Origin of the sequence: Pseudomonas sp. NPDC078416 (genome assembly GCF_050268485.1) — a bacterium.
GTDB lineage: Bacteria > Pseudomonadota > Gammaproteobacteria > Pseudomonadales > Pseudomonadaceae > Aquipseudomonas.
Genome location: NZ_JBNNGV010000044.1, coordinates 17,701 through 31,498, shown reverse-complemented (window position 1 = coordinate 31,498; position 13,798 = coordinate 17,701). Strand labels below are relative to the sequence as shown.

Annotated in this window: 15 protein-coding genes; 9 read left to right on the top strand and 6 right to left on the bottom strand. The window is 59.1% G+C overall.

Annotation, left to right across the window (positions count from 1 at the left end):
- Positions 1–234: 234 nt before the first annotated feature.
- Entirely contained in the window at positions 235–2,019 is a 1,785-nt protein-coding gene (locus tag ACQKEN_RS23910; RefSeq protein WP_427689289.1) for an IlvD/Edd family dehydratase, read from the bottom strand.
- A 47-nt stretch (positions 2,020–2,066) separates the two neighbouring features.
- Positions 2,067–3,242, bottom strand: a complete 1,176-nt coding sequence (locus ACQKEN_RS23905) for a fumarylacetoacetate hydrolase family protein (protein WP_427689288.1) — start codon at positions 3,240–3,242, stop codon at positions 2,067–2,069.
- Between the two features lie 121 nt (positions 3,243–3,363).
- On the opposite strand from ACQKEN_RS23905, the gene ACQKEN_RS23900 reads away from it, so the two are divergent.
- The 9 genes from ACQKEN_RS23900 to ACQKEN_RS23860 all read left to right on the top strand — a co-directional run bounded on the left by ACQKEN_RS23900 (position 3,364) and on the right by ACQKEN_RS23860 (position 12,175).
- Positions 3,364–4,305: a LysR family transcriptional regulator gene (locus ACQKEN_RS23900; protein ID WP_427689287.1), complete on the top strand. Its 942-nt coding sequence runs from the start codon at positions 3,364–3,366 to the stop codon at positions 4,303–4,305.
- 134 nt (positions 4,306–4,439) lie between these two features.
- Positions 4,440–5,825 carry an MFS transporter gene (locus tag ACQKEN_RS23895; RefSeq protein ID WP_427689286.1) on the top strand — a complete coding sequence of 462 codons (1,386 nt, stop codon included), beginning with the start codon at positions 4,440–4,442 and terminating at the stop codon, positions 5,823–5,825.
- 704 nt (positions 5,826–6,529) lie between these two features.
- Complete coding sequence (locus ACQKEN_RS23890) at positions 6,530–7,282, top strand: maleate cis-trans isomerase family protein (RefSeq protein ID WP_427689285.1); 753 nt, start codon at positions 6,530–6,532, stop codon at positions 7,280–7,282.
- 58 nt (positions 7,283–7,340) lie between these two features.
- Positions 7,341–8,222, top strand: coding sequence for a LysR family transcriptional regulator (locus ACQKEN_RS23885; RefSeq protein ID WP_427689284.1), 882 nt, complete (start codon positions 7,341–7,343; stop codon positions 8,220–8,222).
- Between the two features lie 158 nt (positions 8,223–8,380).
- A complete protein-coding gene (locus tag ACQKEN_RS23880; protein WP_427689283.1) occupies positions 8,381–8,998 on the top strand; it encodes a LysE family translocator in 618 nt (205 codons plus the stop codon).
- Between the two features lie 155 nt (positions 8,999–9,153).
- Positions 9,154–10,161, top strand: a complete 1,008-nt coding sequence (locus ACQKEN_RS23875) for an ADP-ribosylglycohydrolase family protein (RefSeq protein WP_427689282.1) — start codon at positions 9,154–9,156, stop codon at positions 10,159–10,161.
- A 292-nt stretch (positions 10,162–10,453) separates the two neighbouring features.
- The gene (locus ACQKEN_RS23870) at positions 10,454–10,948 is read left to right on the top strand and encodes an Hcp family type VI secretion system effector (protein WP_427689281.1); all 495 of its coding nucleotides are present in this window, start codon (positions 10,454–10,456) and stop codon (positions 10,946–10,948) included.
- Between the two features lie 11 nt (positions 10,949–10,959).
- Positions 10,960–11,805 (top strand): RNase A-like domain-containing protein, encoded by an 846-nt coding sequence (locus ACQKEN_RS23865; RefSeq protein ID WP_427689280.1) that lies wholly within the window; start codon positions 10,960–10,962, stop codon positions 11,803–11,805.
- Between the two features lie 10 nt (positions 11,806–11,815).
- Positions 11,816–12,175, top strand: a complete 360-nt coding sequence (locus tag ACQKEN_RS23860) for a hypothetical protein (RefSeq protein ID WP_427689279.1) — start codon at positions 11,816–11,818, stop codon at positions 12,173–12,175.
- 41 nt (positions 12,176–12,216) lie between these two features.
- Here ACQKEN_RS23860 and ACQKEN_RS23855 read toward each other — a convergent pair whose 3' ends face one another.
- The 4 genes from ACQKEN_RS23855 to ACQKEN_RS23840 all read right to left on the bottom strand — a co-directional run bounded on the left by ACQKEN_RS23855 (position 12,217) and on the right by ACQKEN_RS23840 (position 13,798).
- A complete protein-coding gene (locus ACQKEN_RS23855) occupies positions 12,217–12,666 on the bottom strand; it encodes an HIT family protein (RefSeq protein WP_427689278.1) in 450 nt (149 codons plus the stop codon).
- Positions 12,663–12,926 (bottom strand): macro domain-containing protein, encoded by a 264-nt coding sequence (locus ACQKEN_RS23850; RefSeq protein ID WP_427689277.1) that lies wholly within the window; start codon positions 12,924–12,926, stop codon positions 12,663–12,665. The genes ACQKEN_RS23855 and ACQKEN_RS23850 overlap by 4 nt, the downstream gene beginning before the upstream one ends.
- Positions 12,926–13,435 carry a TIR domain-containing protein gene (locus tag ACQKEN_RS23845; RefSeq protein ID WP_427689276.1) on the bottom strand — a complete coding sequence of 170 codons (510 nt, stop codon included), beginning with the start codon at positions 13,433–13,435 and terminating at the stop codon, positions 12,926–12,928. The genes ACQKEN_RS23850 and ACQKEN_RS23845 overlap by 1 nt, the downstream gene beginning before the upstream one ends.
- A 120-nt stretch (positions 13,436–13,555) precedes the next feature.
- Positions 13,556–13,798, bottom strand: a complete 243-nt coding sequence (locus ACQKEN_RS23840; protein ID WP_427689275.1) for a hypothetical protein — start codon at positions 13,796–13,798, stop codon at positions 13,556–13,558.

Here is a 13,798-nt window from a genome sequence, read left to right as displayed (position 1 = left end):
CCCACAGCTACAACGGCTACAGGTCGCCTGTGGCTGCAGAGGGAGCGGCTGCTTGAAAACCTAAACGGGTGTCCAGAATTACTTGACCAGTTCAGGCTTGTCCCGCGATCGGCTGCAAAGCAGCCGTAAATTGACTACCTCGGGAAACCTTCCACACCCAGATGACAGGTTTTGCGACGACTTCGTCGCCGATCGCGGGACAAGCCGCGCTCCTACACGAGCGCGCGCGGCTGCTCAATGGGAATGCCGCGGCTCGCCACTCCGTGCAATCACCCGCAGATGCAACGTCGCCGGCTCCAGGCATCCGCCGGTGGACAACTGCCCCACCAACTGCCGATACAGCTCCTGCCATGGGGTTTGCGAGGCGGGCATCTTCGGTTCGAACAGCGCGCGGCGCTCGGCCATTTCCTCATCACTGACCAGCACGTTGACGCTGCGGTTGTTCAGATCCACCCGCAGCCGGTCATTGGTTTTCAGCAGCGCTAGGCCACCGCCCACCGCCGCTTCCGGCGACATGTTGAGGATCGAAGGGCTGGCCGAGGTGCCGCTCTGGCGGCCATCACCCAGGCACGGCAGCGAATCGATGCCCTGTTTGATCAGCGCGGACGGCGGCGCCATGTTCACCACTTCGGCGCTGCCGGGATAACCCACCGTGCCGGCGCCTCGGATCACCAGAATGCAGCGCTCGTCGATTTCCAGCGAAGGGTCGTTGATCCGCGCGTGGTAGTCCTCCGGGCCCTCAAACACAATGGCCCGCGCCTCGAAGCTGTTCTCGGCGCCCGGCTCGGACAGATACGTTTTGCGGAAGGCCTCGCCCACCACCGACATCTTCATGATCGCGCTGTCGAAAAAATTGCCGCTCAGCACGATGAAACCGGCGCGGTGTTTGAGCGGGTCTTCGTACGGACGGATCACGTCGGTGTCGTGGGCGACGGCATTGCGCACGATGTCACCAATGGTTTTGCCGGAGACCGAGCCGCAGTCTTCGTGCAGCTTGCCGGCCTTCTGCAGCTCGTGCATCACCGCCGGCACGCCGCCTGCGCGGTGAAAACCTTCGCCCAGGTACTTTCCGGCCGGCATGCAATTGACCAGCAACGGCACGTCTTCGCCGATGCGCTGCCAGTCGTCGAGACTCAACTCGACGCCCATGTGCCGGGCGATGGCGATCAGGTGCGGCGGGCAGTTGCTCGAAGCGCCTAATGCCGAGGCCACCGCGATCGCGTTTTCAAACGCCTCGCGGGTCATGATCTGCGAGGGGCGCACGTCTTCACGGACCAGATCGCAGATGCGCTTGCCGGTCATGTAGGCCATCTGCCCGCGCTCGCGGTACGCCGCCGGAATGCTCGCGCAACCGGGCAGCGACATGCCCAGCGCCTCGGCCAGCGCATTCATCGAAAGCGCGGTGCCCATGGTGTTGCAGTGGCCCACCGACGGCGACGCAGCCGTAGTCATTTCCATGAAACCTTCGTAATTGATCTCTCCTGCGGACAGCAGATTTCGCGCATGCCAGAGCACGGTGCCGGAACCGATCAGCTCGCCCTTGTGCCGACCGTCGAGCATCGGCCCTCCGGACAGCACAATCGACGGCAGGTCGGTGGTCGCCGCTGCCATCAGGCAAGCCGGGGTGGTTTTGTCGCAGCCGGTGGTGAGGACGACGCCATCCAGCGGGTAGCCGTGGAGAATTTCCACCAGCCCGAGGTACGCCAGATTGCGGTCCAGGGCAGCGGTCGGGCGGCGCGTCTGCTCAGCCATCGGATGCACCGGAAATTCCATCGGAATGCCACCCGCGTCGCGTATACCGGCCTTGACCCGCTGGGCGAGCTCCAAGTGATGGCGGTTGCAGGGCGCCAGATCAGAACCCGTCTGGGCGATGCCGATGATCGGTCGGCCCGATTGCAGCTCCTCGCGGGTCATGCCGTAGTTCATGTAGCGCTCGACGTACAGCGCCGTCATGTCAGCGTGTTCCGGATCATCGAACCATTGCTGGCTGCGAAGCGGGCGTTTCGGCGTGTCGGACATGGTTCGGGTCTCTCTTGGAATTAGGTGTGCTGCGTAGGTGTTCAGCGTTACAACAAACCGCGCACGGCGAGATTGCGTATCAACGCGCCGACGCCGAACCTCCACGGCGCCGCGTCACTGCTGTGGGTCACCTCATTGTGCAGGCCGCCGAACAGGCTGCTGCTGATACTGACCTGATCGCCCAGCTTGTGGGTGAAACCGCCGCCGGCATGGTCACGGTCGGCGGTCGGGGCGAAGAGGGTGCCGAGAAACAGCAGGAAGCCGTCCGGGTATTGATGGTTGGCGTTGAGCGCCTGGCCGGCGATGTCCGCCGGATCGCGGCTGATCTGCGACATCGAGCTTGAGCCTTTCATCACGTAGCCGTCATCGCCTTTTACCTGCAGATCGACCACGCAGTTGCGCACGTCATCCAGGGAAAAAGTTTCGTCGAACAGCCGAATGAACGGGCCGATCGAGCACGAGGCGTTGTTGTCCTTGGCCTTGCTCAACAGCAGCGCGCTGCGGCCTTCGAAGTCACGCAGGTTGACGTCGTTGCCCAGCGTCGCGCCGTGGATCTGCCCGCGGCTGTTCACTGCCAGCACCACTTCGGGCTCGGGGTTGTTCCACTCCGATTTCGGATGAATGCCCACCTGACTGCCGCTGCCCACCGCCGCCAGCACCGGCGCTTTGGTAAAAATCTCGGCGTCCGGCCCGATGCCCACTTCAAGGTACTGCGACCACATACCTTGCTCGATCAGCAGTGCCTTGAGTGTGCTGGCTTGTTCGGAGCCCGGCTTGATGTTGCGCAGGTTGTCGCCGATAGCGTTCTGCACGATGGCGCGCACGCTTTCCGCCTTGGCCGGATCGCCTGCGGCCTGTTCCTCGATTACCCGTTCGATCATGCTTGCGGCGAAGGTCACCCCTGCGGCCTTGATCACTTGCAGGTCCGCCGGCGCCAGCAGGTACGGCTTGTTGGGATCAGGCGTTGCGGTCGAGTTCGCCAGCAATTCTTCGAGGCTGGCGACACGCGTGCCCTGGGCTTCGCGCACGGCGGCCAGAGGTGATTCGAGCTCCAGCAGCTCACTCAACGTGGCGAAGCTCGACGAAAGATCGAACACCCCGTCGTTGCGCAACACCACGGGCGACGGGCCGCCGACTTTACCGGGCACCCAGGCGCGGCCGATCAGCGTGCCATTCAGGCCGTCGGCGGGGAGGGTATTTTCGGGAGTGAGCTGGATGGGCATGGTGAAGTCCTCAACGCTTTTTATGATTTATAAGCGACCCTAATCAGCACCGGCGATAAACTCCAATGACATCTGCTCAGTAATCGATAACACTGGGTTATCGCTCATCAAGGCCGCGCTCATGTCAGACATTTCCTTCTCCACAGTCTGTAACTGGCTCAAGTTCAAGCATCTGGTGCTCATCGAAACCCTCGCGCGCACCCGCAATATGCACACTGCCGCACAGCACATGAACCTCAGCCAGCCGGCGGTGAGCAAAATGCTGCGGGAGATCGAGCGGCTGCTGGGCTTTGATGTGTTCGAGCGCCTGCCGCGCAACATGCCGCCGACCGCCCTCGGCGAGCACGTGGTTCGCTACGCACAGATCGCCCTGAATGACGCGAGCAAGTTCGTTGATCAGATCAGCAGCCTGCGCGAGGGCGGTCATGGGTTCCTGAAGGTAGGTGCGATCTTCGCGGCGACCGCGGTGGTGCTGCCGGAAGCCATCGTGCAGTTGAAACAGCGCTGGCCGCTGCTGTCGATCGAGGTGGTCGAGCAGACCAGCGACCATTTAATGGAGATGCTCGACGACAAGAAACTTGACCTCGCGGTGGCGCGTTACACCAATGAAAACCAGCAGCAGGTGTACGATTTTCAGGCACTGGCGCCGGAGCCGTTCTGCATGGTGGTCAACAGCCGCCACCCGCTGACCGAACTGCCGCAGACCCCGCTGCTGGAACTCGGAAACTGGCCCTGGATTTTGTACCCGCTGGGCACGCCGATTCGCGCACGGATGGAGCAGGCCTTTGCCAAAGCCGGCATCCCCGTGCCGAAGAACACCATCGACACCATCTCGATGCAGACCTTTCTGCAAGTGCTGCAGGCGGGGCCTATGATCGCCATGTTGCCCGCCTCCATGGCGCAGCCGCACCTGGATTCGGGCCTGCTGAAAGTGCTGAACACGCCGCTGAAACTGGCGCCCCAGGATTACGGAATCCTCACCCGCCGAGGTGAGCCTTTGCTCGGGGCGGCGTCGGAATTTGCCGGAATCCTGCTGGCGAATGCGCGGCTCGCGCGTCAGTGATCGATAACTCCGCGTTATCAATCAATGGAAACAAGTCATTATCTTAATCAATACCCTTGTCAGTACCATCGCTCCGTGTTTCGACCCTCACATAACAACAATACAGGCGCCTCCGAGTGCCTGGAGGTCCCACCATGGAAACCGTTTCCCAGCGCCTGCCCGAGTCCTCGGGTCCCGGGCACGCCAGCTTTGAAGACCGCACCTACCGCAAAGTCATCCTGCGCATCCTTCCCGTCCTGCTCCTGTGTTACATGGCGGCGTATCTCGACCGCGTGAACATCGGCTTCGCCAAGCTGGACATGCTCAACGATCTGCAATTCAGCAACACCATCTATGCCCTCGGCGCGAGCATGTTCTTCTGGGGCTATTTCCTCTTCGAAGTCCCGAGCAATTTGCTGCTGCATCGCTTTGGCGCGCGGTTCTGGATCGCCCGGATCATGCTCACTTGGGCCATCGTCTCCATGGCTGTCGCGTTTACCGTGCCGCTGGCGAAGTTTTTCCACATCGAGTCGGAAACCATGTTCTACGTGCTGCGCTTTTTGCTCGGCATCTGTGAGGCTGGGTTCTTTCCCGGCGTCATCCTTTACCTCAACTACTGGTTTCCAACTCGGCGGCAGAGCCGGGTGATGGCGGGTTTCCTGATGGCGATGCCGATCAGTCTGACGCTGGGCGGTGTGATTTCCGGCTGGTTGATGACCCGCATGCAGGGCGTCAACGGCATGGCCGGCTGGCAGTGGCTGTTGATCATCGAAGGCCTGCCTTCGGTGGTGATGGCATTCGTGGTGCTGGCGTTCATGGCCAATAACATTGACGCGGCCAAATGGCTATCGCCCCAGGAAAAGGCCATGCTCAAGGCCAATCTGGAAAGCGACAGCAAAGGCAAGGCAACGAGTCTGCGCGAGGTGTTCTTCAACGGACGCGTGTGGCTGCTGGTGCTGATCCTGCTGACGTTCAACACCGGGTTCTACGGGCTGGCGTTCTGGATGCCGTCGATCATCAAGAGCGCTGGCGTCTCCAACCCGATGGACATTGGCCTGCTGACGGCCATCCCCTATGGCATCGCTGTGATCGCCATGACCCTCAACGCTCGGCACTCCAACAAGACCGGCGAGCGTCGCTGGCACGCAGCGATTCCGGCGATCATCGGCGGTATCGGCTTGATCCTCAGCGCCTACTTCGCCAGCAACGTGGTGCTGTCGATCATCTTCCTCAGCGTGTCCGCCTCCGGCGTGCTGAGCCTGATGCCCATCTACTGGACCCTGCCAGGCACCGTGCTGTCCGGCGTCGCGGCGGCTGCGGGGATTGGCATGATCAACGCCATCGGCAACCTGTCCGGCTTCACCGGCTCGATGATCACCGCCGTGGCCGAGAACCTCACGGGCAACATCAACAACGGCACCTACGTGCTGGGTGCCTGTTTGTTCATCAGCGCGGGGCTGATTCTCTCCATCCCACGGGCGATGCTGGGCAATCACAAGGCCCAGGCGCCTGCACGGGGCGAGGTGCTTTCTCACGCGTAATGGGGATAGAGCGAACACCGCTTTTCCCTGTGGGAACCGGCTTGCTGGCGAACGCGTCCTGTCAGTTGGTGGAAGGGTGACTGATCCACCGCGTTCGCGGGCAAGCGCGCTCCTACAGGTGATTTGCGCCGTCCGTTAGTCCGCGTGTCTGGTGGTCATCCGCGTTGGATGACCACCCCTCAGGTATGAAATCGCAGGTGAAATGACGCGAATCTCGATCTGCCTCTGCCCGAAGGGCGAAATGCCATGTATCCCGGTCTGCCTCTGCGCGAAGGGCGAAATGGCATGTAGTGCGGTCTGCCTCTGCCCGAAGGGCGTAGGAGCGCGCTTGCCCGCGATCTGGCGCGCAGCGGCAGTAAATCAGATGAATGCGGTGCGTCAGCAAGAAAAGCGTGCGGCGCCATGCGCAACATTTGCGCTCGCGGCAGATGCAAATCCGTAGGAGCCGGCTTGCTGGCGAACGCGCTGGCTCAGGCGATGAAGATGTCGGCTGACACGGCGCATTCGCCAGCAAGCCGGCTCCTACAAGATGATCGAGTTCACTTTGATGAGGCGGTGTCGGCATTGAGCAATGATCCGCCCCTTTTCTACCCGCCATCGCCAGTCGCGATGGCAGGCTCGCCATTGCCTGATATACGCCGCTCACGGTCACTCCTAGCATCGGTCGCACATGACCTCGCCGTCGGCGAAATGGAGAAGAACCTGTGAGAAATTTCCGGATTGGCCAGATCGTCCCCAGCTCCAACACCACCATGGAAACCGAGATCCCGGCGATGCTTACGTCCCGGTATTCCCTGTTCCCTGACCAGCGCTTCACCTTCCATTCCTCCCGCATGCGCATGATGAAAGTCAGCCCCGAGGAGCTGAAGAAGATGGACATCGACAGCGACCGCTGCGCGCTGGAATTGAGCGATGCCCGAGTCGATGTCATGGCGTACGCCTGCCTGGTGGCAATCATGTGTCAGGGCGCCGGTTACCACAAAGTTTCCCAGGAGCGCTTGAGCAAAACGGTCGCCAGCAACGCGTCCGACGCACCTGTATTGAGCTCGGCCGGAGCGCTGATCGACAGCCTCCACATGCTCGACTACAAGAAAGTGTCGATCATCACCCCGTACATGAAGCCACTCACCCAACAGGTCATTGACTACATTGAGGCGGCCGGAATCGAGGTGGTGGACGCCATCAGCCTGGAAGTTTCCGACAACCTGCAAGTCGGGCGGCTTGACCCGATGGATCTGGTTTCCCACGCCAACCGGCTCAACATCGGACAGGCTGACGGGGTGGTGCTTTCGTGCTGCGTGCAGATGCCGTCACTGCCCGCCATCCAGGTCGTACAGGATCGACTGGATAAACCGGTGCTGTCCGCGTCCGTGGCGACCGTCTACCAGATGCTCAAAACCCTCGGCCTCAAAGCCCAGGTTCCGAACGCCGGCCATCTGTTGTCGGGCGCGTTCTGAGGCGATGGCTGACGAGGTACTATGGCGGCCACTCAGGCCAGCACGCCCGGTACCCCACATGAAACTCGATCCCGTCTCGCTGCGCCTCTTCGTCAGCGTCGTCGAAGAAGGCACCATTGCTGCCGCCGCCAAACGCGAACACATCGCGGCGGCGGCCGTCAGCAAGCGGCTCAGCGAACTGGAAGAGCTGCTCGACTCGCGACTGCTCACCCGCACCAACAAAGGCATCACGCCGACCGACGCCGGCCTGTCGCTGCTGTTCATGGCCCGCAGCGCACTGAACAACCTCAACGACATCGTCTTGCAGATGCGCGACTACTCCAACGGCACGCGCGGCTCGGTGCACGTGCTCGCGAACATCTCCGCGATCACCCAATTCATGCCCGGCTTGATCAAGTCGTTTATGGCGCTTTACCCGCTGATCAACATCATCCTTGAAGAACAGCAAAGCCTGGCAATCACCAAAGCCGTCGCCGAAAACCGTGCAGAGATCGGCATCTTCACGCGCCTGCCCCATGGCGCTGACATCGAAGTCTTCCCGTTCCGCACCGACCGCCTCGTACTGATCGTGCCCAACGACCACCCGCTGGCAGGCCGCGAGTCAGTGCGCTTCAGCGACACCCTCGACCACGAATACGTCGCCCTGCGCAGCGGCACCCACCTGAATTTCCAGCTGATCAAAGCCGCCAACGACCTCGGTCGCTCCCTGAGAATCCGCATGGAAGTCGCCAGCTATGACGCTTTGAGTCTGATGGTTCAGACCGGCGTCGGTATCGGCATCATGCCCGAGGGCAGCGCAGGGATTTACCGAATGGACGGTGCGAAAGTGGTTCAGCTGGAAGAGGAATGGGCCAGTCGCGAACTCAATGTCTGCGTCAGGTCGCGAGAGGGGTTGTCGGTGGCGGGGGCGTTGTTTTTGAGGCATGTGTTGGCGGGGTGAGGTTGATCGCCGTTATCCTCGACTATCGCCGAATGGAACTGCAGGTGCGGTGACCCGCCTTGCTGTTTCCTTCGATGCGTCACGCAGGCCGGTGAGGGGCTGCCTGACACTGATCTCATCCGCCAGCCGCTGGATACCCGACAACAAGGAACGTTCACATGGTTAATTGGCCCGCCGTAACAGCTGTCTTCTCGGTCTACTGCGCCGGCGTAATCATCCCCGGCCCCAACTTCGTGGCGGTCGCGCACAAAGCGGTTTCTGCGACAACGGCTCACGCACTGATGCTGGTGGCGGGCATCGTGGTGGTGAATCTGTTCTGGGCGACGTGCGCCATCTTGGGCATTGGCGCAGTGTTTTCGCTGTTGCCGTGGCTGGCGTTCGTCGTCAAATGCCTCGGCGCGGGCTACCTCGTCTGGTTCGGCATGCGCCTGATATTCGCCTCCGGTAAACCTCCCACCCTCAATGCCCGGGCCGGCCAGATGCCCAGCCTGCGAAGCGCCTTCAAACAAGGCGTCGCAACCAACATCGCCAACCCCAAGTCAGTCGCGTTTTACGCCGCGATCTTTTCCGCTGCAGCACCCAGCCATGTCGAGTTTGAAACCTTGGCGGCGATGCTGGCGATGGTCGGCCTCGTGTCATCTGCCTGGTACGCACTGATCGCGACCGCGCTGTCACGGCCCCGAATTGCCGGTGCGTATGCCAGCAAAAAGAAGGCGATTGATCGGGTGTGTGGGGCGGTGATTGTGATGCTTGGGGTTAGGCAGATGAGTCGATGAGGGCGTGCAAGGGAACACCGATCCGCCCTGCGAGCATATGATCCTCTCGTTCCACTCAAAAAACGCTCAAACGGCTCCAACCATGACGCAGTTACTGCAAGGAAGCACAGATGGACAGACTTGAACGGATCAAAGGCTGCCTGCTCGGCGGCGCGGTGGGCGATGCGCTGGGGGCGCCGGTCGAATTTCTAAAATGGAGCGCCATTCGCGCCGCTTTCGGTGCGCGTGGCATTGTCGATTTCGCCCCGGCTTACGGCCGCGTGGGCGCCATCACCGACGACACGCAAATGATGCTCTTCACCGCTGAAGGTCTGCTGCGCGCCTATGTGCGCGGCATCTCCCGCTGTATTTGCAACGTACCCGGCGTCATCCACCATGCGTTGCTGCGCTGGCTGATGACCCAGGATTACTCGCCTGCCACCGACGTCAGCCTGAACGGCTGGCTGGTACATGAACGCGAGTTGTGGTCCCGCCGCGCGCCCGGCCTCACCTGTCTAAGCGCATTGAAGGCCAGTACGGAATTTGGCTCTTTCGCCCAAAATGACAGCAAAGGCTGTGGCGCCGTCATGCGCGTCGCGCCGTGCGCTTTCTTCCCCAACGCGTTCGACAACGCCGCCGAATCCGGCCGTCTGACCCACGGTCATCCTACGGGCTACCTGGCGGGCGGTCTTTTCGCCGACATTCTCCAGCGCATTGTCGACCGCGAGGACAGCCTCGAAGACGCCATCGCTAAAAGTCTGTCCGAGCACGGGGGCAAACCCGGTATGGAGGAAACCCGAGCCATCGTCGAGCGCGTGCTTTTCTTTAGCTACGAAGGCCACCGCCCCACCCCCGAGCGGATCGAAGAACTGGGCGGCGGATGGATTGCAGAAGAAGCCTTGGCGATTGGCATCTGGTGCGCACTCACTGCAACGTCGTTTGAAGACGGCGTGATCAATGCTGTGAACCACAGCGGCGACAGTGACAGCACCGGGCTGATTGCCGGGCATTTACTGGGTATTCAGCATGGCGTTGCAGCAATCCCGGATCGATGGCTTGAACCGCTCGAGTTGCGTGGGGTGATTGAAGCGGTGGCGGAAGATATTGAGCGAGTGCCGAGGGATTATTCGGGGTACGGCGGGGAGTTTGATGAGGAGATTTGGAAGCGGTATCCGGGGGGTTGAATTCCAGCCCTTGGCGAGGAGGACCTGATCACACGAAATTGTCCAACAGCCTGTTGGACATACTCTTCGCTTGGGCAAATCTTGTAAAACAGCTTTAGGGGGGGCAGCATCGAGCTGAGTTAGTCACTCTTTGTACTTATTATGAAGACTGATCTGTATAGGGTTGCCCGAACATCGATCCGAAGTTTTTTAAACTGTCGTCGACGTCACAAATATATGCCGCCAATGGGGTGTGATCATTAACGTTCATCAGGTGGCATCGCTTTTCATTTAAAAAAGCAGGGAGCTAACGATGTCGTTTGACGCATTTATGCAGGTGGACGGGGTAGAAGGTGAGTCGATGGATGCCGACCATAAGGGTTGGATCGAACTGCTCTCTTATCATTACGACGCAATCCAGTCGATTAGCCAGTCAGCGAGTTCCAACGGCGGGGCATCCGCAGGCGGAGTGGCACTGGGCGATTTCCAGATCAGCAAATATATAGATCGAGCAACACCCAAGCTCTTCGAGCTGTGCTGCCGAGGCTCGCACATCAAGACGGTGACGATTCGCATACATCGTTCTGGTGGTGAAAAATTCAAATACATGGACATCGTACTTGAGGAAGTTCTAATCGCAACCGTAAGCGGGCAAGGTGCCGAACAAGGTGGTTTTCCTGTCGAGGTCATTAGTCTGAATTATGGTCGTATCAAATTCGAATACTCTCAACAGCGTCGTGCTGATGGCGGTAGTGCAGGGATTGTGTCCGGAGGTTGGGACAGAACCGCCAACAAACCATTCGCGTGAGGAAACGCAACATGGCAGACGATGGAGAGTTTTGCGTGGCGCTGAGCTTTGCTCAGATGGCTGCGATCTTGACGCAAGAGTCGCTCACACCTGCGGAGATAATGTCGAACCGTATCTTCGGGAGTCTGCGCCTTGTTGGCGGTATCGTAGAGCTGGCAGGTTCAGGGGTACTCTGCGCCGTGCCCGAACCAACGATGATTACTAAAATCGGCTGTGTCGCAATGGGCGTGCATGCTTCCGACCAACTTTCCGCAGGAGCAACACAGCTCCTAACAGGCAAAGAGACTGACTCTTTTGCTTTCAAAGCCGGTTCATCTGCCGCTGAAGCGCTCGGCACCTCTAAATCGGCTGGCCAGGTGATGGGTCTTGCAACTGAGTTTGCCGTTCCGCTTTCCACCGCTTCGCTGTACAACGCGTTCAGAGTGTCGTCCGTGCGAGCGGGGCGAATATCAATTGTCACAAGCGAAAAGCTGCCCAATGTGCCTGGTAACTTGGGAGGAGGACACGCGCTGCGCAAGCATGTAGGTAAAGATATTGGCTACTTAACAAAGCGCTTTGCGTCAAAAAAAGTTAATGTTTCTTCGACGTTTTATGACATGGATACGGCAGAGTGGGCAGTTAGCAAGGTGCTTCAAAATAGCAGGCTAAAAATATTAATGTTCTCAAAGGCCAAGTTTTTATTGAGGAATAATACTAGCCGTGATTTTAAGATGAGTCTTGGAAAGAATATTGGCTGGGGGGTTGCGCGAGAAGCACCTAGTAAAGTAGTGCACATGTCTAAGGTTAACGTGACCATTCGGTTTGTTGAATATAATCGCATGCCATATTACATTGTCACTGCTCATCCAATTTTATAGGGCGTTAAAGATGAGATACGCATATTTACATGGATTCATGTTTTCTGTCGGCGATGCAGTTGGCGAGTTTCTAGATGAAGAGGAAAAGGAAGGATTTGAACCCCTCACGCTTCCCCAGATAGTCAAGAAATGTATCGGCTATGGGTTGTTGGATCTGTTGCATGCAATCCTGTTCAAACGAGAAATAAAGACCTACATCCTAAGGAATATGACGCCCGAGGGTTTGCAGTACGTCGATCCCCCATTTGGTCAAGACACCTCCTTCGCCGAAGACTACTTCGAAGGCGACCTGTATGTATTCCTGACCACCGTATCCGCATTGCTCGACAGCGAAATCAAAATCCGAAGAAAAAATCTCTTCGGATTTTGATCGGCAAGCATCACGCAGTGGTCTTAAGAGCGATTGACGCTTCAATCGCATCTACCTCCCCCAACCAACCGCCGCGCAATCTCATCCGTCTCCATCACCGATATCTCCTGCACCTCCCCAAACTCCGTCCCCCCACCCGGCAACGTCCCCGCCACATGAAAGTGCACATGCCCAATCGCCTGGCCCGCCGGCACGCCGTTGTTCTGCCAAACCGCGATCCCCGTTTTCGCGTACGCCTTTTCAATCAGCCTCGCCGCATTGCGCACTTCAACCGCCACCGCCGCCATTTCCTCGTCGGTCATTTCCAGCAATGAGGGCACGTGGCGTTGGGGCAGTACCAGCAGGTGCGGATGACCCCGTTGTTCGCGGGTCACGAACGTCGCGGTTTGCGTTGTGCAGGAGAGGATGGTGTAGGGCGGTTTACCCTTCAGGTACGCGCAAAACGCGCAGTCGGGATTGTCCGGCAGATCAAGGCTGGTTTCCGGGTTCATGAGGACCTCAATGACGAGAGGAAAGACTGCAGTTCCAGCCCATCGAGTTTTCGGTAGTCGTCGGGGCGGACGACGATGCGCAGTTCGTCGCAGACCTTCGAATTTCGGGAGGCGAACATGAACGAGAGCAGGGTGAAGCGGATGGCGTCCTGGGCGGGCAGTACGCTGGACAGTCGCGCCTGTCCGCCGACACCGGCGAACAACGCCACCAAAAAGTGGCGCCAGAAGCGCCATGTCTGCATGTCCTGAAGAATGATCATCACATGCCCAACTCGGCGTAGATTCTCCCGACATACCGATGGGGACCCTGCATCTCGCTCTTCGCGTAACCCGCAACGTAGTTGTCCAGCGTGTACTGAATGATTTTTGGCTGGAAAGACACCGAAACGTTGAAGTGTTTTTGATCAATGAGTGGCTGTGGAATGTTGTCCATGACGATGTTTCTGCTTTGGCAGAGGTTCGCGATGACGATAGGAAGATCCAGTTCGAGAATCACCTCGATTTCATGAGCAAGAAACGAATCCCCGTCGCCACCTTTGCGACGGCCATCTTCGCTGCCCAGGAATATGACTTGCCTGGTGTTGTTCAATCGCTCGCGCAATTGGCGTTTGATGGTCTCGGGCGAACTGCTGTCCCGCGCTTCGAACAGGTCATGGGCGTTGAAGAAGTCGAAGTCGATATTCTCGTTCTGCTTCCAGGCTTTCATCAGCCAATAATGCTTGATGTCTTCGCTGGCGAACGCGATGTAAGTCTTGTTGCGGTAACTCATGATGAACTTCCTGTAGTGAAACGAAGGCGGTTGTCGGCTTCGTCGGTTAAGGCGCTCAGTCCATTGATTGCCGATTGACGCGCGCGCGGAAGCGCCGCGTGGGTTAGCGGTTCGACATATTCATGGGAAGTTAAAAAGCCGGCTTGTGGCCGGCTTCTCGGTGACGGGTTTGATTAGTTTTTGGCTAACCGCACCCGTCCGCAAAAGTGCGCGCTGCGAGGAGGCGCTTGTCAGGTAGACCGGGCAGGTCGCGGAGACGGTGCCAGGTCGATCACCCATCGGCGTGTGGCCGACGGGTGCTGAAACGAAGGCGTGCAGGATACCCATGTTGCTGGCGTCTGCCCAGTTCTGAAACACGTTCAT

Bases quoted from the DNA above. Each gene is read 5' to 3' on its own strand.
- ACQKEN_RS23910 (WP_427689289.1), bottom strand. From the start codon at position 2,019: ATGTCCGACACGCCGAAACGCCCGCTTCGCAGCCAGCAATGGTTCGAT.
- ACQKEN_RS23865 (WP_427689280.1), top strand. From the start codon at position 10,960: ATGGCAGACGATGGAGAGTTTTGCGTGGCGCTGAGCTTTGCTCAGATG.
- ACQKEN_RS23900 (WP_427689287.1), top strand. From the start codon at position 3,364: ATGTCAGACATTTCCTTCTCCACAGTCTGTAACTGGCTCAAGTTCAAG.
- ACQKEN_RS23845 (WP_427689276.1), bottom strand. From the start codon at position 13,435: ATGAGTTACCGCAACAAGACTTACATCGCGTTCGCCAGCGAAGACATC.
- ACQKEN_RS23850 (WP_427689277.1), bottom strand. From the start codon at position 12,926: ATGATCATTCTTCAGGACATGCAGACATGGCGCTTCTGGCGCCACTTT.
- ACQKEN_RS23860 (WP_427689279.1), top strand. From the start codon at position 11,816: ATGAGATACGCATATTTACATGGATTCATGTTTTCTGTCGGCGATGCA.
- ACQKEN_RS23870 (WP_427689281.1), top strand. From the start codon at position 10,454: ATGTCGTTTGACGCATTTATGCAGGTGGACGGGGTAGAAGGTGAGTCG.
- ACQKEN_RS23880 (WP_427689283.1), top strand. From the start codon at position 8,381: ATGGTTAATTGGCCCGCCGTAACAGCTGTCTTCTCGGTCTACTGCGCC.
- ACQKEN_RS23895 (WP_427689286.1), top strand. From the start codon at position 4,440: ATGGAAACCGTTTCCCAGCGCCTGCCCGAGTCCTCGGGTCCCGGGCAC.
- ACQKEN_RS23905 (WP_427689288.1), bottom strand. From the start codon at position 3,242: ATGCCCATCCAGCTCACTCCCGAAAATACCCTCCCCGCCGACGGCCTG.
- ACQKEN_RS23840 (WP_427689275.1), bottom strand. From the start codon at position 13,798: ATGAACGTGTTTCAGAACTGGGCAGACGCCAGCAACATGGGTATCCTG.
- ACQKEN_RS23885 (WP_427689284.1), top strand. From the start codon at position 7,341: ATGAAACTCGATCCCGTCTCGCTGCGCCTCTTCGTCAGCGTCGTCGAA.
- ACQKEN_RS23855 (WP_427689278.1), bottom strand. From the start codon at position 12,666: ATGAACCCGGAAACCAGCCTTGATCTGCCGGACAATCCCGACTGCGCG.